The organism is Luteolibacter ambystomatis (assembly GCF_018137965.1).
Taxonomy (GTDB): Bacteria; Verrucomicrobiota; Verrucomicrobiia; order Verrucomicrobiales; family Akkermansiaceae; genus Luteolibacter; species Luteolibacter ambystomatis.
On the sequence record NZ_CP073100.1, the window covers coordinates 4,660,641 to 4,686,082 of the forward strand.

A 25,442-nucleotide genomic window follows, 5' to 3' on the forward strand; every position below is an offset into this window, starting at 1 on the left:
AGGATGGATTGGCCGGATTCCAACCGGAATCACGGCTGGCTGCCCGGCTTCAGCCGTGGGCGGCGTGGTGGATGGCGATCAGTTTGACGAGAACATCCTCCATAAATTCGAGCGGAATTTGGTTCGGGCCGTCCGACATGGCATTGGCGGGGTCGGAGTGGGTCTCCATGAACACGCCGTCCACTCCCGTGGCGATCGCCGCGCGGGCCAGCACGGGGGCGAGCTCGCCGTCGCCGCCGGTCGCACCGCCGAGGCCGCCCGGGCGCTGGACCGAGTGGGTGGCGTCGAAAATGACCGGCAGGCCTTCCTTGCGCATCCAGTAGAGGGAGCGCATGTCGGTCACCAGGTTGTTGTAGCCGAAGGTGGTGCCACGTTCGGTGAGCAGGAAGCGTTCGCAGCCGAAGGAGCGCAGTTTGTCGGCGATGTTGATGGTATCCCACGGCGCGAGGAACTGGCCCTTTTTCACGTTCACGACGCGGCCGGTTTTGGCTGCGGCTTCCAGCAGGTCGGTCTGGCGGCAGAGGAAGGCCGGGATCTGGAGCAGGTCGATGTAGGCTCCGGCGATCTCCGCATCCTCCGCAGTGTGGATGTCCGTGGTCACCGGCACGCCGAGCTCTTTGCCGATTTCGGCCAGGATGCGGCAGCCTTCTTCGACACCCGGGCCGCGGAAGGACTTCACCGAGGTGCGGTTCGCCTTGTCGTAGGAGGCCTTGAAAATGAAGTGGATGCCGGTTTTGTCGGCGATTTCCTTGAGGGACTTCGCCATTTCCCAGGCGAATGCCTCGCTCTCGAGGGCACAGGGGCCGAGGATGAAGAACGGGGCGGGGCCGCCGACCGGGACGGTGCCGATGTTGAAGGGATCGAAAGACGACATGGTGGGAAAGGGGACGGGTTATTCCTCGGAGACCTGCATGTAGAGCGGGCGGAGGTTGTTCAGGGCCACGGACAGGAGCTTTTCCTCCTTCTCCGTGAGGTTGCCGCGGGTTTTGTTTTCCAGCATTTCCAGCGAATCGAGCACGGATTTCGCCGCCCGCAGGTTGACTTCGTTGCGGCCCGTGACGGGATTCGGGATCTGTCCGAGGAACATCCCGGCGTTCTGGGCTTGGAGGAACAGGAATTCGGAAAAGCGGGGATCGGCCTGCGGCTCGTCGGGCATGGCGGGGTTGTAATGCAGGACCGGCCGGGTGTCCAAGCGGGAAGGTGAGAGGCAAGGAGCCATTGGGAGCGGGCGTTTCGCTTCCCGACCCGGAAGATTCGGACGGCGATGTCTCTGGAAAACAGCTGCCCTTTTCAAATTGCCGCCTAACAGATGGTTGGATCAAATGACGGCATGCTGAAGATCCATATCAACGCCGGCACGAGCCCATGCCCGATGTGCCGGGAGGCGATTTCCCGTCAAGCCAGCATCTGCCCGCACTGTCGCAGCGATCTGAGGAATCGCGAGGACTGGAAGGTGGAACCAGTTCAGCAGGGTGGCTGCGCGGCCATGCTGGTCGTGGGAGCCATCGGGCTCAGCGGCCTTGCGGGAGTGGGGCTGTCGCTCCTGCGTTGAACATCAATCTTCCGGCAGCACTGTGATGGTTGTGGCGGCCACGCTGAAGATGCGCTCCGCGGTGGCGCGGACGCTTTCCGGGGTGAGCGCCTTGTAGATGTCCGGGAGCTGGCGGTGCTGGTCGGCGGGCTGGCCGAAGAGCAGGTCGATCGCGGCCTGGCGGGCGGTGCTGGAGAGCGACTGCTGTTGGATCGCGAGGCTGCTGAGGACGGTCGAGCGTACGCGCTCGAAGGCTTCGTCCGGGATGCCGCGGGTGGCGATCTTGGCGATCTCCGCCATCAGCTCGGCCTTGGCGAGTTCCGCCTGGCCGGGCGAGGTCGCGAGGTAGAAGGCGAACATGCCGGTATCGAAACCGAGGAACTGGGTGGTGCCCACCTGATAGGCGAGTCCGAGGTCCTCGCGGATGCGGGTGAACAGCGGGCCGGCCATGTCATTGCAGTATTCCTGAAGCATCGACAACGCGTGGCGGTCTTCCGAAAGCGCGGCGGCTCCCGGATAGCCAATGGCGAGCACGGCCTGTTTTTTGGGCAAACGGAAGGTGAGGTCCGTGCCATGATAGAGATAGCTGTCCGGCGGGCTCCACGTCTGTCCGGCAGGCATGGCGGAGAGCAGCGGGGAAAGCGTGTCGATGGCGGCCGCGGGATCGAAATCGCCCGCGATGGCCAGCGTGAGATTGGCACCCGTGAAATGGCGATGGTGATGGCTGGCCAGTGCCGTGCGGTCGATCACGTCCAGGCTGAGACGGGTGCCGAGCGAGTCACGGCCGTAGCCCGCGCCATTGAAGAGCGCGCGGCGCAATTCGCCGAGGCCGGTGTGCAGCGGATCTTCCAGGGCTTCCTCCAGCGCGGTGCGCTGGCTGGCCTTCTCGCGGGCCACGGCATCCGATGCCAGCAACGGTGCGCGTAGTACTTCGGCGAGGGCATCGGCCAGTACGGAAAAATCGGGAGCCAGACCGGCGGCCTGCACCAGCAGCGCGTTGTTTCCGGCGGAAGCGCCGATGGAGGCTCCGAGGGATTCAAGCTCCACCGCGAGTTCTTCCGCGCTGCGGGTGGCGGTACCTTGCGGCAGGGTGGCGGCGAGCAACTGGTTGATGCCATTGCTGACCTCCGTTTCGGATGGCAGACCGGACCGGACGGCGGTCTGGAAATGCAGCAGCGGTACCCGGCGGTCCGGCAACAGGGCGATGGTGACGCCGTTTTCCAGGATGTGCGTGCGGACTTCCTCGCGGACCCGCCTGCGCTTGCTGGCGCGGTCGGCCACGGCGGCACCTTCCGGATCGAGCACGGTGAGCGTCATCCGCTCCGCGATGAACGAAGCGGCCACGCGTTTCACATCCTCCTGTGTCACCGCATGGAGGGCCTTCAGGTAGTGGCGGGTGAAATCGAGATCGCGAGCCTCGTGCCAGTTCGAGGCGAGGTCAGCCGCACGGCCGGAGGCGCTGGTGAGCGAGCGGAACTGGCTGGCGGCGATCTGGCGCTTGGCCTTGGCAAGCTCGTCCGTGAGGTCGTCCTCCTGGAGCTTCGCGAGCTCCGCCATCACGCCTTCCACAAGCGCCTCGCGGTTGTCCGGGCGCACCTCTGCGCTGACGGCGAAGAGACCCTCGCGGCCCGGGCCGTTCCATGCCCAGGCGGAGATTTCGAGGGCCAGCTCCCGCTCCTGGCGGAGGTGGCGGTAGAGGCGGGCGGAACGACCCCGGCCGAGCACCGTCGAGAGCACATCCACCGCTGGGGTATCGGGATGGGAGAGCGGTGGTGTTTTCCAAGCCATCGTCAGGCGGCTGGCGGGCACCGCGAAGGTGGCGCGGGCGCGGCGGGGCCCGATCTGCGGCGTGTCCTGTGGCACCAGCGGGTCCGGACCTCCGCCCAGCGGCACATCGGCGATGGCGGCCGCCACCAGGGAGCGCATTTCCTCCGCATCGAAGTCGCCGGAGATGACCATGAACGAGCGGTCCGGTGTGTAGCGGCTCCGGTGGTAATTCCGAAGGTCATCGTATGACAGCGCGTCGAACAAATGGCGGTGACCGATCACCGGGTGGCGGCGCGGGTCGGAAACAAACGTCGTCGAGAACAACAGGCGGCTCGCCACATTGTCCGGGTCGTCCAGACCCATGTCGATCTCGCGGCGGATCACGTCCTTCTCCTTTTCGAACTCCGCCTCGGGAAGAGTCGGGAAGAACACCAGGCCTGTTAGAATCTTGAGAAATTCAGGAAGGGAGGAAGAGGGGCCGTCGATGTAATAGACCGTGCGGTCGAAGCTGGTGTAGGCGTTCCAATGGCCGCCCGCGGCCTGCACCGTATTGGCGAGCGTTTCGCCATCGTAGTCGCGCGTGCCTTTGAAGACCATGTGCTCCAGGAAATGCGAGATGCCGGAGCCGAGCCGGGCGCCTTCATGGATGCTGCCGGTTTCCACCCAGATCTGCGCGCTCACCACCGGAGCCGAGGGATCGGGATCCAGAATCAGGGACAAACCGTTGGGCAGGGTCTCGGACGTGGCGGTGACAACTGGGTATTCCATGAATTTCCGGCTTGGAGCCCATTGGATGCGCGATAAAGAAGCGGTATGCAACGATGGATTGTAATCGCCGGTGTCGTGTTAGCCCTCCTCCTCGCAGGCGGCGGCTATGCCCGGTATGCGTACAACCAGAACCAGCCGGACCGCATCTGGCTGCCTCTGAAGCTGCCGGAGAAGGATCTCCAACCGGTTTCCAAGAAGCTTGAGGAAGCGTTGCGCAAGCCCGCGGTGCTCTCGGCCATCTCCAAGGAACTCAATCTGGCCGCCAGGTTCAACGTGCCGAACGAAGAGGCCGCGGTCGCGGAACTTTCGAAGCGCATGTATATCGAGGTGGGGGAGGCGTTTCCTCCCTCCGACCGGACGCCGGCCATCAATGTGGGCGTCAGCGGCAAGCGCAAGGAGCACGCCCTGTTGGGCGAAATATCCCAGCGCCTGCAGAAGGAAGTGTCGGCCTTGTTCGGCATCAAGCAGCCGGCTTCAGGTCCGTTCTAACATCCCGGAATCTCAAACGATCCGCCGGATCACATTGTCCGCTTCGTAGCGCGCCTTCGGCCGCCGGGCGGTGTGGTCGTCTTCGGAGCGGTAGCCCACGGCGCAGGCCACGGCGGTGGCGTAGCCGCTGTCTTCGAGGCCGAGTATCTGGTCGTAGGCGTTCGGGTCCAAGCCTTCCATCGGGCACGTATCGATGCCCAACAGGGCTGCGGTGGTCATGAATTGCCCGAGCGCGATGTAGACCTGACGCACGTTCCAGGTATGACGGGCTTCCTGCGGCATGGAGCTGACGAAGCCTTCGATCATGCCCTGCATCGGGGCCAGCGTTTCGGGAGTGGTGCCTTGGACACCGGCCAAACGTGCGACCCAACCGGAGATGTCTTCCACCGACAGGTCCGTCCGGGCGGCAAACACGACGAAATGCGACGCGTCCGTCACCTGGCCCTGGCCCCATGACTTCGCGCGCAGTTCGGCACGCACCGCGGGATTCTCCACCACGAGGAACTGCCACGGCTGGAGGCCGAAGGAGGAAGGGGTGAGGACAAGCGATTGCTCGAGCGCGGCCCATGTTTCCGCCGGGATCCGGCGGGCGGGATCAAATACCTTGGTGGCATAGCGCCAGCGCAGGGCGGTGACGATGGAGTCAGGGGTCGGAACGGACATGAAATGGATTATTGGGCCGTGTCGGTGTCGATTTCGAACGGCAGGGTGACGTCCGGGAAATCCTTCAGGGTGAGGCTGAAGATCACGCCGTATTCGTCGTGCACGCGGTTGTCGCGCTTGGTGAAACCCACGCCGGCCACCCAGTTGCCCAGGTCGTGGCTGATGGTGTACTGCTGGAGTTCCAGCGTGTGGTCATCCAGCTCCCACACATGGAGCATGCCAAAGCCCCAGTCCTCGTGGATGCGGGCGTAGGCGCGGAAGTCCACGCGGTTCGAATCCGGCAGTACCGGGTGGTTGTTGAGCAGGCGGTCGCCGATCGAGAACTCGAAATCCGGGGTCGGCATGAAGCGAAGGCGTGGCGAAAGCTCGCTGTAGCCGTTGCCATCGCTGACGACGGGGAACTGGGTTTCCAGGTCGACGGACATCCACGGCAGAGGACGCCAGCGCGCATCGTTGTAGAGGTTGGAAACGCTGCGGCCGAGGTTCTGCGGATCGTCGCCGATGAAGGCGTCCATGTAGGTGTCCAGATAGAGCCACTCGTAGCTCTGCCCATCGCGATGGGTGATCAGGCGGTTCCGCATGCCGAGGCGGATGATGTTCCAGTCCGCGATGTCATCGATGGCGGTGAAGCGTCCCAGGTCCAGGGTCTGCGGGCGGGTGGAGAAGGAAAGGCGGTCGATCTTCGGGAAGGAGGAGTCGAGGTCGTCGGCATTGACCATCGACCAGCGCGCATACGGCTGGATGACGTGGAGCAGGCCATCGAGCCCCAGCGCGCGGTTCTGGTAGTTTTCGTAATCCTTCGAGAACTTCACCGAGGCCTCGGCGCCGGTTTCGACATAGGCGCGGGTGATCGCGTCCTGCGGGCCGCTCACATCCCAGTAGCGGCTGAGACCCGCTCCGACCTCCGGCACGATGGTCAGCCAGCCGCCGATGTTGAGCGGCATCGAGAACTCGTGATAGGTGTGGAACCGCGAGTAGGATGGATCGAGAAGCTGGTTCGCCAGCGACGGGATCGCGGCGTTGCCTGGTGGCAGGGCGCGGATTTGCTGGACCAGCAGGCGCTCGTAGGGCGGGAGCTGGGCGAGCAGCCCGGGGATGCGTGGATCGCCGGGTGGCAGGGTCAACAGCGGCAGGATCACCGCATTGCGGGTCGGATCGCCGGTTTCCTCACCGTAGATGCCCACCGAGGTGCTGCCTTCGTGAAGGATCTGGGTGCCGAAGATCGGCGTGCGGGCCTGGTCGTAGGCCAGCTCGACACGCTGGTCGCTGCGGTAGAAATCATTCAGGCGCAAGCGGGTGTAGAACGAAGCCAGCGAGGCACCATCATTGCGGAAGACCCCCAGCGTGTTGTCCGGGAAGGGATTGGTCCGGAAGGCTTTCGGGTCGAAGTCTTCCAGGTAGTACTGGTCGCTGATCCGGGTCAGGTTCGCGTCCACATACCACTCGGCGTCATCGCCCGGCTGGAAGGGGATGCGGTATTTGAACTGCGCCAGATAGCGATCGTTGTCGATCGGCAGGCGCGGAATGCCGGAGCGCTGGATCGAGGGATCGAGGTCGTACAGGTAGTAGAGGTTCAACCAGCCGAGGTTCGGGTTGTCCTTTACCCGGGTGTCGATGAGATCCACCCCGGTGCCGACGCCGCGGCTCCCGCGCAGGTCGAGATGCCATTTGGACAGCAGCCATTCGTCCTTGGTCTCGCCGGTCTTCGGGTCGCGCTCGCCACCGAGCATGATGCCGTAGGTATTGAGAAGGAACGGACCCCAGTTCGAACGAGCGCCCGGCACGATGTGGTAGCCGAGCTCTTTGTTCAGCGGCTGGCTCAGGTAGGGCAGCCAGAAGACCGGTGTGTCCCCGGCGTAGAAGCGGAGGTTTTCGAAGACCACCTTGTCACCCGGATAGACGGTCGTGCGCTTGGCGCGGATCCAGTAGTTCGGGTCCTCCACGTCGTTGGTGGTGATGCCGGCGTCCTCGCCGCGGAAGACCTGCTTGCCCTCGGCATCGGTATCCACGCTGAACTTGCCGGCTTCCAGCAGCAGCGGATCGACCGAGGAGCGGAGGCCGGTGGCGTCCAGAGACTTGCGACCGTAGTCGTACACCGCCTGTTGGCCGCGCTGGAGCATGTTGCCCTGATAGACACTGACGTTGCCGATCATGGTGATCGTCTTCGTGTTGGTGTCCACCACCGCGCGGTCGGCGAAAATCTCGATCTTGTTATCCGTCAGCGCCTTCACCGGGCCGGCCAGCTCGATGGTCTTGGCGTTGAGATTGGCCACGGCGCTGCGGGCATCGAGGACCGTGCCATTGTCCGTGGTCACGTGTACCGCCGAGGAGTAGGTCAGCAGGCCGGTGGGCTGGTCATATTGGATCTGGCCGCCGCCCACGTTGGTGACGACCACGTCCTTCGGCAGGGTTGGAGTGGTGGTCTCCGGCGTGGTGAAGGGGATGGAGGGCGGAGGGACCGGCTGGATTTTGTCCACCGGCGGCGCGCCTCCCGGATTGGGAAGAACTTCCACTTCCTGGGCCAGCAGGGGCAGGGTGAAAAGAAGCGGTAAAAGGGGCGCTCCGGCTTTGATCCTCATCGCGGGCGATCACACGGGTTAGACCCGGTGAAGTAAAGGTCAAAGCCCGGGCTGGCGGGTGTCTTGGGAGCGGCTAGATTCCCGTTCATGGAAAGTGCTCCTGTCGCCATTTTCGGTGCCACCGGCTTCATCGGCAGGCACTTGGCGGCCCGGTTGGCTTCCGAGGGCATCCGGGTGACCGGAGTCAGCCGTTCCCCGGATTCGCGGGTGGATGGCGTCGGCCGCTGGCAGACCTTCGGATCCCTGGATCTATCCGGCCACCGGGCGGTGGTGAACTTGTCCGGCCACCGGGTGGATTGCCGGTGGACGGAGAAAAACCGGCGTGCCATCGAGGACAGCCGGACTGGTCTGACCCGGCGTCTGGTGGAACATCTCCGCGGGCTCGATCCGGCGGTGCGACCGCAGGTGCTGGTCAATGGCTCCGGGATCGGGGTCTATGGCGATGGCGGGGATACCTTCTTGGACGAAACCTCCCCGCAAGGCGCGGATTACCTCGCCCGCGTCTGCGTGGACTGGGAGGCCGCGGCCCGCGGGGCGGAAACGCTGGGGGTCCGGGTGGTGCTGCTCCGCACCGGTGTGGTTCTCGGTGCGGGTGGAGCGGCCTTCGACAAGCTCCGGACGATCTTCCGGCTCGGGCTTGGGGGAAAATTGGGTTCCGGCCGCCAGTGGATGCCGTGGATTCATCTGCACGACGAGGTGGAGGCGATCCTTCATGCCCTCCGTTCTCCAGTCCTTTCCGGGCCTCTCAATCTTGTGGCCCCGCATCCGGAGAGGAACGCCGAATTCACCCGGAAATTCGCCGCCGCATTGCACCGGCCCGCCTTCCTACCGGTGCCGGGTTTTGCGCTGAAGCTGGCGCTCGGCGAATTCGCGGAAGCGATGCTGGGGGGCCAGCGGGCGGTCCCCGCCGGATTGGACCACTCGGGATTCCGCTTCCGGTTTCCGACTTTGGAGGAGGCATTGGTGGATCTCCTTGGCGAACGCTGAGGGGCGTTCGTTGACACCACTTTGTCATCGGATTAAATCCGGAGGGTGAACCAGAGGGGTTTTTCGATTTTTGCTGGCGTGGTTTTTTTCTGGTCCGCCGGTATCCATCAGGTTTCAGCCTGCCTTTGGGACCGGGATACCTTGGATGCGGAGAACTCGCGGTTTCCCGAGATAGAGGATGTCATCACCGGGAATTTCCCCCGTCACTCGACCGATTTCTACACTTGGAGAAAAGGAAACTGCGAGCAGCAGCTGGCGAAGGATCCGTCGCAGGCGGCACTCTACGACGATCTCGCCGTGGCCCAGCACAAGCTTGGCGATCAAAAGGCGGCGATCGCCACGATGATGGCCAAGGAGAAGATCAAACCGGGCCTGTATGAGACCTACTCCAACCTCGGAACTTTTTGGATCTATGCCGGAGATCTCCAACAGTCGCTGGTGTGGATCGACAAAGCGTTGGCCGTCAATCCCGATGCCCATTTCGGGCGGGAGAAGTATCAGCGTTGGTTGGTCGAATGGGTGTTGGCGGGAAAACCGGCTGCTCCTCCGGTTCAAAAGGTGGAAACGCTGCTGGCATCCGGCTTCGCGGCGTTCGTGTTGAAAAAGGAAGCGGAACCGGGCGAGGAGCCCGAACTCGTCATGGATGAAGTCTCCCGTCTGAACGCACTCAAGGGGGTATCGGGCATGATGAGATTCGCGGACTTCGACAATCCGCTACTGCTGGAAGCGCTTGGAGACATCCTCTGCCAGGGGGCGGGAAACAAGAACGCCATCCACCTCGCCTGCCAGGCCTATCTTCACGCCGCCAGCCGCGTGCCGGCTCCGGAGAAAAAGGCGCTGGTGGAGAAGATCAATGCGATTGGCAGGACCGTCAGTTCATTCAATCCGGCTTCGGAAGCGAAGGATTTGAAAAAGGGACTTCAGAGGGGTCAAAAGCTTGCGGGAGCGACCCACGATGACGAAGTCGCCTGGATCAAGGCAGGGAAGGATGCCTCCGCGGAATTCACCCGGGAGTATTTGAAACCGTGAAGGCCGCACGGCGGATGGCTCCCCGCTCTTGCCCCGCGTGCGGCTTTCCCGTTTTCTAGCGCCATGGCCGCCCCGCAAAACGTCATCGCTCTGGTCTATGACTACGATCAGACCCTCAGCCCCCGCTACATGCAGGATGACGTGTTGTTTCCGGAGTTCGGCATCGATCCGGCGCAGTTCTGGAAAAAGTGCAACGCACTCGTCAGCGAGCAGAAGTGGGACGGCGAGCTGGCCTACATGAAGTGCCTCTTGGATTACCTCGGCATGGACAATGTCTCGAACGCGCGGCTTTCCGAGCTGGGCGCGGGCCTGCGCTTTTACCCGGGACTGCCGGAGGTGTTCACGGAATTGCCAAAGGCGGTCCTGACACCGGAGCACGAGCTGGCGGGCATCAAGATCGAGCACTACATCGTCTCCTCCGGCCTGAAGGCCCTGCTCGATGGCTCCCGCCTGGAGCCGTTCGTGAAATCGATTTTCGGCTGTGAATTCGGCGAGGACAGCGAGGGCCGCATCAGCTTCCCGAAACGCGCCATTTCCCACACCACCAAGACCCAGTTCCTCTTCCGCATCAACAAGGGCATGCTCCGCTACGACCAGGATGTGAACGACCACATGCCCCATGACCAGCGGCCGATCCCTTTTGAAAACATGGTCTATGTCGGAGACGGTCCGACGGATGTGCCGTGCTTCACCGTGATGAACAAGAATGGCGGAAATGCCATCGCCGTTTACAATCCGGAGGACGCCACAGGCCGCAGTTTCCGGAAGTGCTTCCAGCTTTCCACCCACGCCGGGCGGGTGAAGCACATCGCTCCGGCCGACTACCGCCAGGGCTCCCACCTGTGGCTGCTGCTTTCGGAAATGGTCCGGGAAATGGCGGACCGCATCCTCTACCGCCGGATCGAGGAGCGGGAGAAGAGCACCGTGGCGGCGCCGACGTTCTGAACTTCCGGAATCATGAAGGCTGTTTGGATTTTCGCAATCTTCTGGGTGGCTGCCCTTGGCTACTGGGTGTTCCGCTTTTTCTCCCAAGTCGACTATCTCACCACGGGATTTGCAGGGGGGCGCGTGCCGGACTCAGCCATTTCATTGAAGTTGCAACTGCTGAGCGTGGTGTCCTTGAGCCTGTTGGTAGGATGCCTGATCGGGCGGAATACCGGCAGTCGTGGCCCGAAATAGAGCCAGCGACGGGTTGTTAGGCCTTGGTGACGAACGGATGATTGACGGCGGGACATCCGCGGGAAAGATGGCCTGAACCGGCCCGCGCGACGCAAAGGCGGCCGATTTTCATCCATCCCATTACCGAGAATTTCCACGTGTCCGAAAAGAAACGATTCCACTTCACCGGCGTCTGCGGCACCGCCATGGGCGCGGTCGCCGCCGCCATGAAACAGCGCGGCTACACCATCACCGGCTCGGACACGAATGTCTATCCGCCGATGTCCGACTTCCTCCGGAACCAGGGCATCACCATCACCGAGGGCTACCGCTCGGAAAACCTCCCCGCCGATGCCGACGTGATCGTGATCGGCAACGCGATCTCCCGCGGCAATCCGGAGGCCGAGGCCGCGCTCGACCGCAAGCTGCTCTACATGTCCCTTCCGGAGGTGCTGAAGGAGTACTTCCTGCGCGGAAAGCGGAACTTCGTCGTCTCCGGCACCCACGGCAAGACCACCACCACCTCGATGCTGGCCTGGCTGCTGCGGAACGCGGGCCGTGATCCGGGATTCCTTATCGGCGGCCTGCCGAAGAACCTCGGCCAGGGCGCCTACTTCACTTCCTCCGAGTTCAACGTGCTCGAAGGCGACGAATACGACACGGCCTTCTTCGACAAGCGTTCGAAGTTCCTCCACTACCTGCCGGAATGCGTGGTGGTGAACAACATCGAGTTCGACCACGCTGACATCTACAACTCGATCGAGGAGATCAAGCTGACCTTCAAGCGCCTGCTCAACGTGGTGCCCCGCACCGGCGTGGCCTTCGTGAATGGCGATGAGGCGAACTGCCTGGAGGTCGCAGCCAACGCGCCCTGTCCGGTGAAGACCGTTGGTTTCGGCGCATCCTGCGATCACCAGATCCTCGAGGTTTCCTACGATAGGGATGGTAGTTCGTTCACGCTCGATGGCGAACGCTACACGATCCAGATGACCGGCGAGTTCAATGTCCGCAATGCGGCCATGGCAACGGTGTCCGGTCAGTTCGCCGGTCTCACCATCGCCGAGATCCGCGCGGGCCTCGCGTCCTTCGAAGGCGTGGCCCGCCGTCAGGAAGTCCGTGGCGAGGTCAATGGAGTGCGCGTGATCGATGATTTCGCCCACCACCCGACGGCAATCAAGCTGGCTGTGCAGAGCCTGCGCCAGCGCTACAATGGCGGCGGCCGCCTGTGGGTGCTTTTCGAACCGCGCTCGAACACCACGCGGCGTGCTGTGTTCCAAAACGAACTCGCCGAAGCACTCGCGTTGCCGGACTTCGCGGTCGTGGCGGCGGTGCCGGATCTTCATAAGGTGCCGGAAAACGACCGCCTCGATCCGGACAAGCTCGCTGCCGACATCGGTCGTCATGGCGGCCATGGCCGTTATGTGCAGACGGTGGATGAGATCGTCTCCATCGTCGCGGCGGAAGCCCGTCCGGGTGACACCGTGGCCGTGCTCAGCAACGGCGGCTTTGGCGGCATCCATGGCAAGCTGCTGGAGTCGCTCAAGGAAGGCGCTCCGGTCTGAGGAGCGCGCTGCTTATTTCTTCCGCTTCGTGCCGCGCTGGCGTGCGCCGAATTTCACCTTCTTCGGATCGAAGGGGATCGGATCGTAGCCGGGGTTCATCCACTCGATGTCTCCGGCCAGCGCCTGCATGAAGGCGAAGGCACCGCCGAAATCCTCCGGCGGGCACGCGCGGTCGCCGCCGATCATTTCCGGTCCGCCTGCTTCACCCTCGATCTTCTTCTCGAAGACCACCTCGTGGATCCATTCGTCCGCGAAGTCATAGCGGTAGAGGATGCGCACCGGCGGCCGCTGGCGGCCGATGAACTGCTTGATGGTGATGCCGAGTTCGTCCTGGAACTCACCGGGAACCAGCTCCTGCAGGCCGACCGGACCGATCACATCGACAAGGCGCTTGCCCTTGCCGTGGCGGAACTCGTGCGGGTGCTTCGCCTCCCAGCCCATCGCGTCCTGGATCGCCTCGTGGAGATCGCGGAAAGTCGCATCTTCCGAGATCGAGAAGCTCCGCCAGATCTGCGGGGTGATCTGATAGAGGAAGACCTTGATGACGTATCGCGCGGCACTCACGGCGGAAGCCTACCGGATTTGAAGTGCGTTCTGCAAGTCCGCGGGACCTACGTGATTTTCCGGCGCGAAAGATATTATCGCGCTTGTTTCAACAACGGCCTCGCGCCCAGCCACAACAGCACTGGAATCACCAGACTGAGAACCATCGCCCAGCCGGGAGCTTGTTGGCCCGCCGCTCCGATTCCGGCGAAGATCAATCCCGTCGGCACGCTGCCACAGGCCACCGCGACCACGAACCGCCCGAACGGCATTCGTACGACGCCCGCCGTACATGACAGCGCCTCCGGCAGCACCGGCAGCGCCCGCGAAAGCGCGATCATCCACCCGCCTCCGCCGCTGAAGAGCCTCCGGCTTCTCTCGAAATCCCCCTCACCAATCCACCGCCGCGCGACTTTCTCCGGCATCAAGCGCCCGACGCCATAGCCCGCGATGCCCGCACCCACCGATCCCGCCACCGCGAACAAACCACCCGCCACCACGCCATACACATACCCGAGCGCGGACATCACCACGGTCCCGGGAACCGGCAGCAGCAGATCGGACACCAGCAAGCCCGCGCCTGCCAGACCGCCCCAACCGGGCCGCGCCCGCAACCATGCCACCGTGGCGTCAAAACCGAATGTTTCCTCAAACCTGCCGCCCCACAACAACCACACCCCGATCACCAGCGCGGCGAAGACCAGGAATACGATCACGATCCGGTTCATCGCGGAAGAGTCGTTCGGAGAAGGCTTGGCACGGCCCGATCCCTAGCCGCAAATCCCTCCATGGACAAGGAAGTGATCGTGCGGCACCCGGATGGCGGGGAGGCACCCGACCGCGTGGCGGTGGAGGAGCCGCTGCAGATCACCGTCGATGGCCATCCGGTGGCCGTGCTGATGCGCACTCCCGGCGACGATGCGGATCTGGTCCGCGGCTTTCTCCGGACTGAGGGCGTCCTCCGCCACGGCGAGGAAATGCGGGCGCTCGATCTGGAGGCCCGTCCGAACCACGCCCACGTCTTTCTTCGCGATGACACCGAGTGGGACGTCACCAAGCTCTCGCGGAACCTCTTCAGCGCCTCCTCCTGCGGGATCTGCGGAAAGGCCACCATCGAGGCGGTGATGGGCGAAAGCCCGCCGTTGCCCGAGGGACCAATCATTCCCCGCGCATCGCTGTTGGCGGCTCCGGAGCGGATGCTGGAGCGGCAATCGGTTTTCGCCCGCACCGGCGGTCTGCACGCCTGCGCGTGGTTCACGGCGGAGGGGGAGCTCGGGCTGATCCGGGAGGACGTGGGCCGCCACAATGCCATGGACAAGGTGATCGGCGCGGGGATCGCGGCCGGATTACCGCTGGCGGAGGGCTTTCTGATGGTTTCCGGGCGGTTGTCCTTCGAGCTGGTCCAAAAGGCGCTCGCGGCCCGGGTGGGGGTGGTGGCCGCCGTTTCCGCCCCGTCCTCGCTGGCGGTGGAGTTTGCGGAGCGGGCGAACCAGACGCTGGTCGGATTCCTGCGCCCGCCGCGCTTCAATCTCTACACCCACCCGCTCCGGATCGGGTGAAAGGACGGCTTCTAACGCCTGGTTTTGCGGATTGATCGCCCGCGGCGCGGCGGCTAGCGTCCGCGCCCCAGCCCCTCTCACGCGATGCCAAAGGTCCACATCCGCACGTACGGTTGCCAGATGAACGAGCGCGACTCGGAACAAGTCGCGCGCATGTTCAGCGAAGGCGGCTACACCGTCACCGCCGACGAAGCGGATGCCGATGCCATCCTCATCAACACCTGCTCGGTCCGCGACCAGGCGGAGCAGAAGGCGCTCGGCAAGATGGGCCTGATGGGCGCGCACCGTCGCAAGAAGCCGCACGTCGTCTATGGCTTCATGGGTTGCATGGCGCAGTCCCGCGGCGAGGAACTGTTCGAGCGCGTGCCGCACCTCGATGTCGTCGTCGGCACCCAGAAGTATCACAAGGTCTTCGAATACGTGGACGCCATCCTCCAGCGCCGTCTGGAGACCCGCATGGACGATCCCGCGTGGTCGCTCATTGGCACCAATGTCTGCGATACCGCCGAGGAGGAAGGCTCCCAGAACGCCATCCGCGATCACGTCCCGAAGGAGCTCCAGGCCACCGCCTTCGTCTCCATCATGCAGGGCTGCAACATGCGCTGCTCCTTCTGCATCGTTCCGGACACCCGCGGCAAGGAACGCGGCCGCCCGATCCAGGACATCGTGGAGGAAGTGAAACGCCTCGCCGACCGCGGCATGCGCGAGATCACCCTGCTCGGCCAGATCGTGAACCTCTACGGCCGCACCGAGTTCCCGAAGGTCGGTGGCAAGAGCCCGTTCGTACAGCTTCTGGAAGCCGTGCACGAGGTGCCGGGCATCGAGCGCATCCGCTTCACCTCGCCGCACCCCATCGGCTACCGCGACGATCTCGTCGCCGCCTTCACCTACCTGCCGAAGCTCTGTTCGCACATCCACTTCCCGATGCAGAGCGGCTCCGACCGCATCCTGAAACTGATGCGCCGGCCGTACAAGAACGAGAAGTTCGTCGAGATCTGCGAGAAGATGAAGGCCGCCCGCCCCGGCATCGCCATCACCACCGACATCATCGTCGGCTTCCCCGGCGAGACCGAGGAAGACTTCCAGGCCACGGTCGATACCGTGAAGCGCCTCGAATTCGACAATGCCTTCGTCTTCCGCTACTCGAAGCGCAAGGACACACCCGCCGCCATCATGGACGGCCAGCTCGAGGAAAAGGTGAAGGAAGAGCGCAACCAGCGCCTACTGGATGTCGTCAACGAGTTCGCCCGAGCCAAGAACGATGCCCTCGTCGGCACCGTCCAGCAGGTCCTCTGCGAGGGCATCTCCAAGCACAACAAGGAGCGCCTCCACGGTCGCACCAGCCACAACAAGATCCTCATCTTCGAAGGCGACCCCCACAAGCTCACCGGCCAGCTCCTCGACATCCAAGTCGAGGAAAGCACGGGCTTCACGCTGTATGGTACGGTGATTTAAATAATTCGGTCTCGTTTCTCAGTTGCCCGTCCAATCATCCGCCAGTGCCTCGGCCTGTTTAAGAACAAGCGCAATCGCCTCCTCACACCCTTCCGGTGGATACTTGTACTTCCTTAGTAGCTGCCTGATAAGAATCCGCATCTTCGCCCGCACGCTGTCCCGGAACTGCCAGTCCACCGTCGTGCTGTTCCGCAGCTTCTCCGTCAGTTCGCTGGCCAGCTTCTTCAAGGTCGCGTCGCCCATGCTCAGCAGCACCTCCGGACGATCTGCCAGCGCATCGTAAAACGCCTCCTCATCGGAATTCAGGCCCAACTCCTCGTGGCGCAGCATCGCCTCCTGCATGTCCTTCGCCATCTGGATCATCTCCTCGATCACCTGCGAGCTCTCGATCATCCGGTTGTGATACTTCCGCAGCGCCTCGATCAGGCGGTCGCTATACTTCTTTTCCTGCACCAGGTTCGTCCGCGTCTGTGCCTTGATCTTTCCTTGCAACAAGCGCTCCAACAGTTCCACCGCCAGGTTCTTCTTCTCCATCCGCCGCACGTCTTCCAGAAATGCGTCGGATAGCAGCCCGATGTTCGGCCGCTCCAGTCCGGCCATCTTGAAAATGTCCTGCACATCTTCCGCCTGCACTGCGTTGTCTAGGATCTGCTTCAGTGCGCTGTGCTTTTGGTCCGCGCCACGCTTCTTGTTCACGCCGTCGAATTTCCGCAGCACCGCGCTGATGGCGGATAGAAACGCCAGCTCCTTCTTGAGATCCTTGGCCCCGTCCAGCGTCGAGCACAGCGAATAAGCCACGTTCGCCGCCGCCATCGCATCGAGGAACCGCTTCTTGCCGTTGATCTCGTTCTTGTCGCCCAGGCCGAGGATGTGGTTCGCCGCCGCCGGCAGCAGCGCCAGCACCTCCGCCGGTGTCCCTTCGAACTTGCTGTAGTCGAAGCCATGGAAGAGCCCGCGCAACACATCCAGCTTTTCCAACAGGACCTCCAGCGCCTTCTCCGCCCTCAAGGTCGGCGTGCCCTTGCCCTTCGCATCGGTGTAGGTCTTCAGCGCGTTCTTCAGCTCCGCCGCGATCCCGATGTAATCCACCACCAGCCCGCCTTCCTTACCGGCGAACACCCGGTTCACCCGCGCGATCGCCTGCATCAGGTTGTGGCCCGCCATCGGCTTGTCCACATACATCGTGTGGCAGCACGGCGCGTCGAATCCCGTCAGCCACATGTCCCGCACGATCACGAGCTTCAGCGGATCCTTCGCATCCTTGAACCGCTTCGCCAGCCGCTTCTTCTGGCCCTTGCTGTACACATGATCCTGCAAGCCCGGCCTGTCCGAGGCCGTGCCTGTCATCACGATCCGGATCGCGCCATCCTCGGGATTCCAGCCGATGTCCTTGCCGTCCTTCGTCAGCTTCGTGCCCGCCCACTCCGGGCGCAGCCGGATGATCTCATCGAAGAGGCTCACGCAAATGTCCCGGCTCATCGCCACCACCATCGCCTTGCCTTCCAGCACGCTCGTCCGTGTCTCGTAGTGCTCCACCAGATCCGCGGCGATCTCCTCCACGCGTTCCTTCGCGCCCACCAGCTTCGCCAGCTCCGCCCACTTGCCCTTGGTGCTCTCCCTCGCGGAAACATCCTCCTCGTCCTCGATCACCTCCTCCACGTCCTGGTTCAGCCGGTCGATCTCCTCCCGGTTGATGTCCAGCTTCGCCAGGCGGCTTTCGTAATAGATCGGCACCGTCGCCTTGTCCTCCTTCGCGTCCTCGATGTCGTAGATCGACACGTAACCGCCGAAGGTCTCCTGCGTGTTCGCATCCGCCTTCTCGATCGGCGTACCGGTGAAGCCGATGAACGACGCACCCGGCAGCGCATCCCGCATGTGCTTCGCATAGCCGTAAACGTACTTCCCCGTCCTGGTGTCCAGCCGGCCCTTCGTCCCGTACTGCGAGCGATGCGCCTCATCCGAGATCACCACCACGTTCGTCCGCTCGCACAGCACCGGATGATCCTCCTCCGCGCCTTCCAGCGAAAACTTCTGGATCGTCGTGAAAATAATTCCGCCGGACTTCCGGGAGGCCAGCATCTCGCGGAGCTGCTCGCGGCTCTCCGCCTGCTCCGGCGTCTGCTTCAGCAAATCCTTAGCGCTGCAAAACTGCTGGTATAGCTGGCCATCCAGATCATTGCGATCCGTCACCACCACCAGCGTCGGGTTGTTCATCTCCGGCTGTTGCAGCAGCTTCCCGGCGTAGCAGCACATCGAGATGCTCTTGCCGCTCCCCTGCGTGTGCCAGAAGACGCCCGCCTTCTTCGATCCCGGCACCACCTCCTTACCATAGGGCATTCGATCCTCCTTTAACTTCGTGCCATCTTCTCCGGCCGCGGCGATCAGAGTCACCCGCACCGCCTCGCGCACCCCATGGAACTGGTGATAGCCCGCGATCTTCTTGATCAACCCGCCTCCGTCCTGCTCGAAGAGAATGAAATACCGTATGTAGTCCAGAAACAGATCCGGTTGGAAAAACCCGCGCACCATCTTCTCCAGCTCGAATTCCACCTGTGGTCGGTCGTTTTGGTTTAGGATCGTCCGCCATGGCATGAACCACTCCTTGCTCGCCGTCAGCGATCCCAGCCGCGCGTTCATCCCGTCGCTCACCACCAGCGCCTCGTTGAACACCAGCAGATCGGAAATCTCCGCCTGATAGGTCTGGAGTTGGTCGAATGCCTTCCACACGTCCGCCTGCTGGTCCGCCGGATTCTTCAGCTCGATCAATCCCAGCGGCAGCCCGTTCACGAAGCACACCAGATCCGGCCGCCTCGGCTTCTTCGTCCCCGTGATCGTGAACTGGTTCACCACCAGGAAATCATTCGCCTTCGCCCGGGTGAAATCGACCAACTGCGCATGATCCGCCTCCTTCTCTCCCTGCGCGTTGGTGAACTCCACCAGCACCCCGTCCATCAGGTAGCGGTGAAAGGTCCGGTTGTTCTGCACCAGCGACGGATGCTCCGGCTTCGTCACCACATGCACCACCTCTTCCACCGCGGATTCCGGCAGCTTCGGGTTCAAGCGCCTTACCGCCTCCGCCAAGCACCCCTTCAAGACCACCGCCCGGAAATCCTCTCGCTCCGCAGCCACGCCTTCCGGCGCGATCACCGCGCCGTGGACGCAAGTCCACCCGGTGTCCTTGAACCACTGGATGGCAAGCTGTTCGAGTTGGCCTTCGGTGATCATATTATTATATCAGACAGCGGCTGCAACTAGCCGATCTGAGTTCCATCCAGTTGATCGAATAGGGTATGCTCCTCTTGAGCTGGCGGCCCCAAAGGACCTTCGTCGACGCCTTCTCCTCGATCAGGACAGATCCTTATCCAAACTGCTCCACGAGCAGAGCGAAGCATCTCCCACCCAGGACTGAGCCACCCAAACGTCTCGACTGTGTCTTCAAGAATGAGTCCAACCTTAGCACCCTGTTCAATTAGTTCTTCTATTGAATAGCACTTGCGTTGCCCTAGCTTCGTGTTGCAAGTCGCGTGCCCCCAAGCAACCGATGAGGCGACGTGATCCAGGCGGTCGTAGCGAAGTGGTTCCAGATGGAACAGGTTCACGATCGTGGAACGAGTCGCTCCCTCAACCTGTAAGCCAGCGTTCTCAAGTGCGTCCTCTTCGTCGAGCGCTAACATGTCGTGCAATTCACCATACCTGATGAATCTGGTACACAGGGGACACGCAGTAAGGGCATGCCGCATCACCCCCCTGCTTTCCCATTGCCGGTCGCTTAAAAGCCCTTCAGAACGCAATATTTCCCTCAAGTGAGAGGCTTGGTGAGTTGTATAGGGGCTATGAACAGAGTGAATAATGAGCCATGCGAGAACACACTTGCTCAGAAAGTTAGCTTCTTCATGGGCATATTCAGGAGCAAATATCCCTTGAGGAGGGCCTTCGACTCGTTTGGGGTTTCTCCCAAGCTTAGGAATTCGGAGTACATAGTGTCCATCATCGGTCACCACTCCACGCCTCTTAGCCACCTCAACTCCATCTTGAAGTAATCTCCTCACCCTCCAACCCGGAATGGGAGGAAAGTCAGCAAGTGCTGCGTGACTGCCGTAAAGGATAAATGCGTTTTCACCCACCTTCACAGGAGCGTCCTCAGCGACAAACTCACGCTTTGGTAATCCCCGAGATTGGAAATACTGATCAGGAAAGAGCCTCACCACGTATCCATCCCTGAATTCGTCAAGAGGCACCACACCGAGTTTTTCGAAAGGAACGATTACCCGATTGGATCGAACCACGTGATTTTGATATGCTCCTTTAGCTCCTCCCCTTGGTGTAGCAAACCCAGCTTTTGCCAGCTTATTTCGATCCTTTTCGGTCATGAAATCCCAAGCCTTTGTTGGAAACTCAGAATGACTCCCAGAATGTCCCTCAAGCAACCTACAATTATTCTCACCGCAAAGAGTTGGCATATACTGAATTTTTATTTCGATTTTTGAAAATCGCGCGGATCTAGCTGTCCGGAAAGAAGCAGGGGAATGAGCCTCGAACAAGCAGCATCTAGTCGAGCTGTTTCGCCTCTGATCCTTCTTGTTTCGATCAGTTCAGATGAAGTTTGCTCAAGCGGAGCACCCAATAAAATTGCGAACTCCAGGGAAAGAATGGCGTTTACAATTTGGTCTTGAGTTTCGACGCTTGGAGCACAGATCTCAAATTCAAAAAGGTCATTCTTATAAAGCTCAGGGTAAGTCGATCCGTTGGCAACTCGATCCAAGTATGTGATATTGGCTTTCAACCAGAGTGCTAGGTAAAGAGGGCGGAGTTTATGCCCACACACAAAATTCATGAATCCTTGGTTCGTCGCCATGGGCACTGTATTGACAGCAACCGCGCCTACCGGAGCACGTTTTGAAAGCATCACCGTACCGGGTGGCAGCAGTTTCGCGGAAGAATTCTTCAATCCTTCTGAAGTGATGTTTCTTTCTGTGGCTGAAACGTAGAGGCCTTTGAAGTCGCCGGTGATTTCTTTGGGAGTAAGCCAAGGAACGTCACCATCCCAATATTCATCGACAGTAGTCGCTGGAGTGCTGCCCGTAGCCACGGAAACAATCAACCCCTTGAACTTGTCAGGCTCCAAGGTTGCTTTTTCCCAGTCCTTAGGACAATCAAATAGGGGTGCTGCCATTTGCGAAAGAATATAGAGTTTGAGACGCTTGAGTGGCGGAAATTGTGATCTGTTCAAGTCGCGCAGCCAAAGCTTCCAGTTCCGTTTTCAAATCAATGTGAGTGAGGTCTGGCTTCTCTTCCGCTGAGAACCCAACGTAGCGCCCAGGAACGAGAGCGAATTTGTGAAATTCAATTTCTTTGAGAGTAGCTGAACTGCAGAACCCAGGGATGTCGCGGTATTCCTCTTCGCCTTCATCGCTGCCACGCCACCGCCTATATGCACCAGCCACCATAGCAATATCCTCATCGGTAAATTCTTTGTGCACACGGTCAACCATCCGCCCCAAACGACGAGCGTCAATAAAGAGGGTTTCGCCTCTTCGCTCAGTGCCTCTCTTCTTTGAAGCGCCTTTGTTTTTTGCCAGGCACCAAATACATACCGGAATCGAGGTGGAATAGAAAAGCTGGCTCGGCAATTGAACCATGCAATCCACAATATCGGCCTCGATCAAACGGCGACGGATGTCCCCTTCGCCTGATTGGTTTGCCGACATGCTCCCATTTGCGAGCACAAAGCTAGCGATGCCGTTTGGCGCGAGGTGATGAAGCATATGCTGAATCCAGGCAAAATTGGCATTCCCTTTCGGGGGCGTGCCGTATTTCCATCGAACGTCATCGGCTAGTTTTGAATTCCACCATTCTTTAACGTTGAACGGCGGGTTCGCCATCACGAAGTCGGCGCGAAGGTCCGGGTGCTGGTCGCGGGTGAAGGTGTCCGCCGGTTCCTTGCCGAAGTCGAAGTCAATGCCGCGGATGGCCATGTTCATCGCCGCCAGCCGCCAGGTGGTGGGATTGGATTCCTGCCCGAAGACCATGATGTCGCCGATGGTGCCGCCGTGCTCCTCGATGAAGCGCTCGGATTGCACAAAGAATCCGCCGGAGCCCATCGCCGGGTCATAGACGCGGCCCTGATAGGGCTCGATCATTTCCACGATGAGGCTGACGATGGACTTGGGCGTGAAGTACTGCCCGCCCTTCTTTCCCTCCGCCAGGGCGAACTGGCCGAGGAAGTATTCGTAAACGTGGCCGAGGATGTCCTTCGCGTGAAGGTCCGCGTGCTGGAACGGGATGGTGGCGATGAGGTCGATGAGCCCCGCGAGATTCGCCGGATCGATCTGGAGCTGGGTGTAGTTCTTGTTGAGGACGTTTTTGAGCTTCGGGTTCTCCTTCTCCACCGCCTCCAGCGCGTCGTCGATGAGCTTGCCGGTGGAGGTGATCTTGTACGTGGTGGTTTTCCCGTTCTTGACGGTGATCTCCGTCCCCGCCGGAAGCTTGGCGGAGTCCTGCAAGGTCTGCCACCGCGCCAGCGCCGGCACCCAGAAGACGTTTTTCTCGATGTAGTAGTCCCGTTCCTCCAGCTCCTGGTGGATCGCTTCGTCATACTTGGCGGGCTGGTCGTAGCCGGCCGGGTCCACGAAGAAGTCGTTTTCCGGATCCTTCAGCATCGCCTCGATCTCCGCCTGCCGCTGGGCGAACGAGTCCGACACGTATTTGAGGAAGATCAGCCCGAGCACCGCGTGCTTGTAAACGGCGGCATCGAGATTGGAGCGGAGCTTGTCGGCGGCGGTCCAGAGCTTCTTATCGAGGTCGCGGAGAAAAGATTGGGAGTCGGAAGGGGGCATGATGCGGAAAGCTAACCCGGAAGTTAGAGAACGCGGGATGGGGGGTCAATGGCTGGATTTCGCGCCCGCCGGGATGCCACGTCAGCCAACCGCCTGCCGCTTCACGGCGTCCAGCGTCTTGCCGTCCTTGGTCTTCCAATCGATCCAGCCGTTGGAGGTTCGTCCCATGAGGGCGACCGCGGCCATGCTCGGGGAGCGGAAGAGATGGTCCTTTTCGAAGACGATGGAGTCTCCCTCCGCACGGACGGCACCGGTCTCGATGAGGCGCAGGCGGAAGCGTTCTCCGGCGGTGCCTACGATCGAGGGGACGCTTTCCCGGCGGCCGGTGGAGCCTTTCAGCACGACGAAGCCTTCCTGCGTGTAGAGGCCGCGGCCATTGGCTCCGGAGGCGGAGCAGAAGAAGACTTCATCCGTCGCTGGATTGGCGGTGGGCTTCGCGACCGGATCGAACAGCGGAAAGCCGAGCGTGGAGAGGAGGACCTGACCGGTCTCGAAAATTTCCAGGCAATCGGCCTCCAGCGGGGCGGGGGTGTGGGGCTTGCTGCCGGTGTTTCCGTTTTCAAGGGTGTAACGTCCAGCCTTGGTGGCGATCTGGATGCAGTTCCATTCCAAGAACAGCCCGTGGGTCTGGGTCAGGCTATTGGTGCGGGAAATGAGCACCAGGGCCCGTTGCCAGAAGGCTTTTTCCTTGTTGTGGTTGACCAAGCGGGAGCGCAGGTCGCCGGTCTGCCCGATGTAGACCTTCTGGTCCTCGCCGTCCTCGCTTTCCCCGAAGAGGAAATAGACCGCCACCTGGCTGCTCTCCGGCATTTTGAGGAAGTCTCCGAGAAGGCTGCGGGGGATCTCCAGGATCTGCACGATGCGGGTCGTGATTTCCGCGACGCGGATGCCCTGCGGATCTCCGCTTGGCAGGAAAATCTGGATGGTTTTCGGCGTGGGGAGCATGTGTCAGAGCAGGAAGAGACAAGACACGTTGCCCCAACTGTATGGGGCGGGAAGAAAAATAGTCTGGGCGGATATGTCTTTTCCCACGGAAGGGCGCCTTGCATGGACACTCACAGGAGTTTCCAGATCATACCGAAGGCCGCACAGGCACCGAGAACCGGAATCACTCCGACCTTGAAACGTTCCATGGCGAACCAGGCACTGAGTCCAACCGTAGCGATGAACCAATCGTAGCGCCCCGGTTCCGGATGGATGGCGTGGAGGGAGAACCAGATGGCGAGGTTGAGGATCACGCCGACCACGGCGGCGGTGACGGCGGTCAGCGTGGTGGCGACGGCGGGGCGCTGGCGCAGGTGGTCGACGTGGGGAGCGCCGAGGAAGACGAAGAGGAAGCAGGGCAGGAAGGTGGACCAGGTGGTGATCAACGCGCCAAGCACGGCGGCGACCGGGGAGGAGAGGTTGCCGGGGTGTTGCCAGGCGGAGACGAAGCCGACGAATTGCAGCACCATGATCAGCGGGCCCGGTGTGGTTTCGGCGAGGCCCAGTCCGGCCATCATCTGGTTTTGGGTGAGCCAGCCGTGATGCTCCACCGCCATTTGGGAAACGTAGGGCAGGACGGCATACGCGCCGCCGACGGTGACGAGCGCGGCCTTGCTGAAGAAGAGACCTTGTTGAAAATGGATGCCGCTCCAATTCGTGAGCCATCCGGCGGCGAGAATCGGCAGCCACCATAGCGTGAGGCAGACCATGGCGACGGTCAGGGATCGGCGGCGGCTGGCGACCGGGGGTGGAGGGAGTTCCACGCAGCTTGCTTCAGCAATATCGGCCATCCGGGCGTGGCCTTTGCCTGCGGGGAATTGATTGGGGAAGCGTTTGCCGCCGAGCCAACCGATCAACGCGGCGGACAGGATGATCAGCACGAAGGACACCTTGAAAAAGAAGATCGCGATGAACGAGGCGAGAGCGAGAGCCCACAGCGCCGGAGTCTTCAAGGCCTTCGTGCCGATCCGTTTCACCGCCGAAGCCACGATGGCGATCACCGCTGCAGTCAGGCCGTAGAAGAGGCCGTTGATCCACGCGACGTTCGCGCCCGTCACATACAGCCAGCTCAGTCCCATCAGGATGAAGATGGAGGGGATCACAAACAACGCTCCGGCCGCGATGCCGCCCTTCGCCCCATGGAGCCGCCAGCCGAGATAGGTCGCGAGCTGCTGGGCTTCCGGGCCGGGCAGCAGCATGCAGAAGTTGAGCGCGTGGAGGAAATGATCCTCGGACAACCAGCGGCGGCGCTCGACGATCTCACGATGCATGATCGCGATTTGTCCTGCAGGACCGCCGAAGCTGATCCAGCCGAGCTTCCACCAGAACCGCAGCGCTTCACCGAAGGTTGGTGGCGCGGGTCGCGGGTTGGTTTCGTTCGTCGCGGGAGCAGTCATCCGCCGCGAGGATCGCATGGCTGTCCAGTCTGGAGCGGATTGAACCGTGAGACGGAAATGTAACGGCAGATGAGGGGAGATGAAGGACCACAGATTTCACAGATTACGCGGATTTTTCAGAGCAGGGGTTCGAAG

Annotated in this window: 22 protein-coding genes; 9 read left to right on the forward strand and 13 right to left on the reverse strand. The window is 61.7% G+C overall.

Going from position 1 to position 25,442, the window contains the following annotated elements:
- Positions 1–49: 49 nt before the first annotated feature.
- Positions 50–874, reverse strand: coding sequence for a 3-deoxy-8-phosphooctulonate synthase (kdsA, locus tag KBB96_RS18075; protein ID WP_211630895.1), 825 nt, complete (start codon positions 872–874; stop codon positions 50–52).
- An 18-nt stretch (positions 875–892) separates the two neighbouring features.
- Complete coding sequence (locus tag KBB96_RS18080; protein ID WP_211630896.1) at positions 893–1,156, reverse strand: DUF1844 domain-containing protein; 264 nt, start codon at positions 1,154–1,156, stop codon at positions 893–895.
- Positions 1,157–1,330: 174 nt separating this feature from the next.
- Here KBB96_RS18080 and KBB96_RS18085 point away from each other — a divergent pair, with 174 nt between their 5' ends.
- A complete protein-coding gene (locus KBB96_RS18085; protein ID WP_211630897.1) occupies positions 1,331–1,552 on the forward strand; it encodes a hypothetical protein in 222 nt (73 codons plus the stop codon).
- A 3-nt stretch (positions 1,553–1,555) separates the two neighbouring features.
- Here the strand turns inward: KBB96_RS18085 and KBB96_RS18090 are convergent, their stop codons facing one another.
- Entirely contained in the window at positions 1,556–4,066 is a 2,511-nt protein-coding gene (locus KBB96_RS18090) for a M16 family metallopeptidase (protein ID WP_211630898.1), read from the reverse strand.
- 75 nt (positions 4,067–4,141) lie between these two features.
- Here KBB96_RS18090 and KBB96_RS18095 point away from each other — a divergent pair, with 75 nt between their 5' ends.
- A complete protein-coding gene (locus tag KBB96_RS18095; protein WP_211630899.1) occupies positions 4,142–4,555 on the forward strand; it encodes a hypothetical protein in 414 nt (137 codons plus the stop codon).
- Positions 4,556–4,567: 12 nt separating this feature from the next.
- Here the strand turns inward: KBB96_RS18095 and KBB96_RS18100 are convergent, their stop codons facing one another.
- Positions 4,568–5,218: an NAD(P)H-dependent oxidoreductase gene (locus KBB96_RS18100; protein WP_211630900.1), complete on the reverse strand. Its 651-nt coding sequence runs from the start codon at positions 5,216–5,218 to the stop codon at positions 4,568–4,570.
- An 8-nt stretch (positions 5,219–5,226) separates the two neighbouring features.
- Entirely contained in the window at positions 5,227–7,797 is a 2,571-nt protein-coding gene (lptD, locus tag KBB96_RS18105; RefSeq protein ID WP_211630901.1) for an LPS assembly protein LptD, read from the reverse strand.
- Between the two features lie 87 nt (positions 7,798–7,884).
- Between lptD and KBB96_RS18110 the strand changes: the two genes are divergently transcribed.
- The 5 genes from KBB96_RS18110 (at position 7,885) to mpl (ending at position 12,533) form a co-directional block, all read left to right on the forward strand.
- Positions 7,885–8,784 carry a TIGR01777 family oxidoreductase gene (locus KBB96_RS18110; RefSeq protein WP_211630902.1) on the forward strand — a complete coding sequence of 300 codons (900 nt, stop codon included), beginning with the start codon at positions 7,885–7,887 and terminating at the stop codon, positions 8,782–8,784.
- A gap of 78 nt (positions 8,785–8,862) precedes the next feature.
- Complete coding sequence (locus KBB96_RS18115) at positions 8,863–9,813, forward strand: tetratricopeptide repeat protein (RefSeq protein WP_211630903.1); 951 nt, start codon at positions 8,863–8,865, stop codon at positions 9,811–9,813.
- Positions 9,814–9,876: 63 nt separating this feature from the next.
- Complete coding sequence (locus tag KBB96_RS18120) at positions 9,877–10,758, forward strand: haloacid dehalogenase-like hydrolase (RefSeq protein ID WP_211630904.1); 882 nt, start codon at positions 9,877–9,879, stop codon at positions 10,756–10,758.
- A 12-nt stretch (positions 10,759–10,770) separates the two neighbouring features.
- A complete protein-coding gene (locus tag KBB96_RS18125) occupies positions 10,771–10,992 on the forward strand; it encodes a hypothetical protein (RefSeq protein WP_211630905.1) in 222 nt (73 codons plus the stop codon).
- Between the two features lie 137 nt (positions 10,993–11,129).
- A complete protein-coding gene (mpl, locus tag KBB96_RS18130; RefSeq protein WP_211630906.1) occupies positions 11,130–12,533 on the forward strand; it encodes a UDP-N-acetylmuramate:L-alanyl-gamma-D-glutamyl-meso-diaminopimelate ligase in 1,404 nt (467 codons plus the stop codon).
- A gap of 12 nt (positions 12,534–12,545) precedes the next feature.
- On the opposite strand, the gene KBB96_RS18135 is transcribed toward mpl, so the two are convergent.
- Both KBB96_RS18135 and KBB96_RS18140 read right to left on the reverse strand, forming a co-directional pair.
- On the reverse strand, positions 12,546–13,097 hold the full coding sequence (locus KBB96_RS18135; RefSeq protein ID WP_211630907.1) for a plasmid pRiA4b ORF-3 family protein: 552 nt from the start codon (positions 13,095–13,097) through the stop codon (positions 12,546–12,548).
- 74 nt (positions 13,098–13,171) lie between these two features.
- Positions 13,172–13,804, reverse strand: coding sequence for a TVP38/TMEM64 family protein (locus KBB96_RS18140; RefSeq protein ID WP_211630908.1), 633 nt, complete (start codon positions 13,802–13,804; stop codon positions 13,172–13,174).
- A 60-nt stretch (positions 13,805–13,864) separates the two neighbouring features.
- On the opposite strand from KBB96_RS18140, the gene fdhD reads away from it, so the two are divergent.
- Positions 13,865–14,635: a formate dehydrogenase accessory sulfurtransferase FdhD gene (fdhD, locus tag KBB96_RS18145; protein ID WP_211630909.1), complete on the forward strand. Its 771-nt coding sequence runs from the start codon at positions 13,865–13,867 to the stop codon at positions 14,633–14,635.
- Positions 14,636–14,719: 84 nt separating this feature from the next.
- Entirely contained in the window at positions 14,720–16,090 is a 1,371-nt protein-coding gene (gene miaB, locus KBB96_RS18150; protein ID WP_211630910.1) for a tRNA (N6-isopentenyl adenosine(37)-C2)-methylthiotransferase MiaB, read from the forward strand.
- Between the two features lie 18 nt (positions 16,091–16,108).
- On the opposite strand, the gene KBB96_RS18155 is transcribed toward miaB, so the two are convergent.
- From KBB96_RS18155 to chrA, 6 genes are all read right to left on the reverse strand, one after another.
- A complete protein-coding gene (locus tag KBB96_RS18155; RefSeq protein ID WP_211630911.1) occupies positions 16,109–19,315 on the reverse strand; it encodes a type I restriction endonuclease subunit R in 3,207 nt (1,068 codons plus the stop codon).
- A gap of 26 nt (positions 19,316–19,341) precedes the next feature.
- Positions 19,342–20,460 (reverse strand): hypothetical protein, encoded by a 1,119-nt coding sequence (locus KBB96_RS18160; protein WP_211630912.1) that lies wholly within the window; start codon positions 20,458–20,460, stop codon positions 19,342–19,344.
- Between the two features lie 101 nt (positions 20,461–20,561).
- A complete protein-coding gene (locus KBB96_RS18165) occupies positions 20,562–21,263 on the reverse strand; it encodes a restriction endonuclease subunit S (protein WP_211630913.1) in 702 nt (233 codons plus the stop codon).
- On the reverse strand, positions 21,244–22,926 hold the full coding sequence (locus tag KBB96_RS18170) for a class I SAM-dependent DNA methyltransferase (RefSeq protein ID WP_211630914.1): 1,683 nt from the start codon (positions 22,924–22,926) through the stop codon (positions 21,244–21,246). Before KBB96_RS18170 ends, KBB96_RS18165 begins: the two co-directional genes overlap by 20 nt.
- An 81-nt stretch (positions 22,927–23,007) precedes the next feature.
- Positions 23,008–23,871, reverse strand: coding sequence for a GIY-YIG nuclease family protein (locus KBB96_RS18175; protein ID WP_211630915.1), 864 nt, complete (start codon positions 23,869–23,871; stop codon positions 23,008–23,010).
- 110 nt (positions 23,872–23,981) lie between these two features.
- Positions 23,982–25,307: a chromate efflux transporter gene (gene chrA, locus KBB96_RS18180; RefSeq protein ID WP_211630916.1), complete on the reverse strand. Its 1,326-nt coding sequence runs from the start codon at positions 25,305–25,307 to the stop codon at positions 23,982–23,984.
- Positions 25,308–25,442 lie beyond the last annotated feature (135 nt).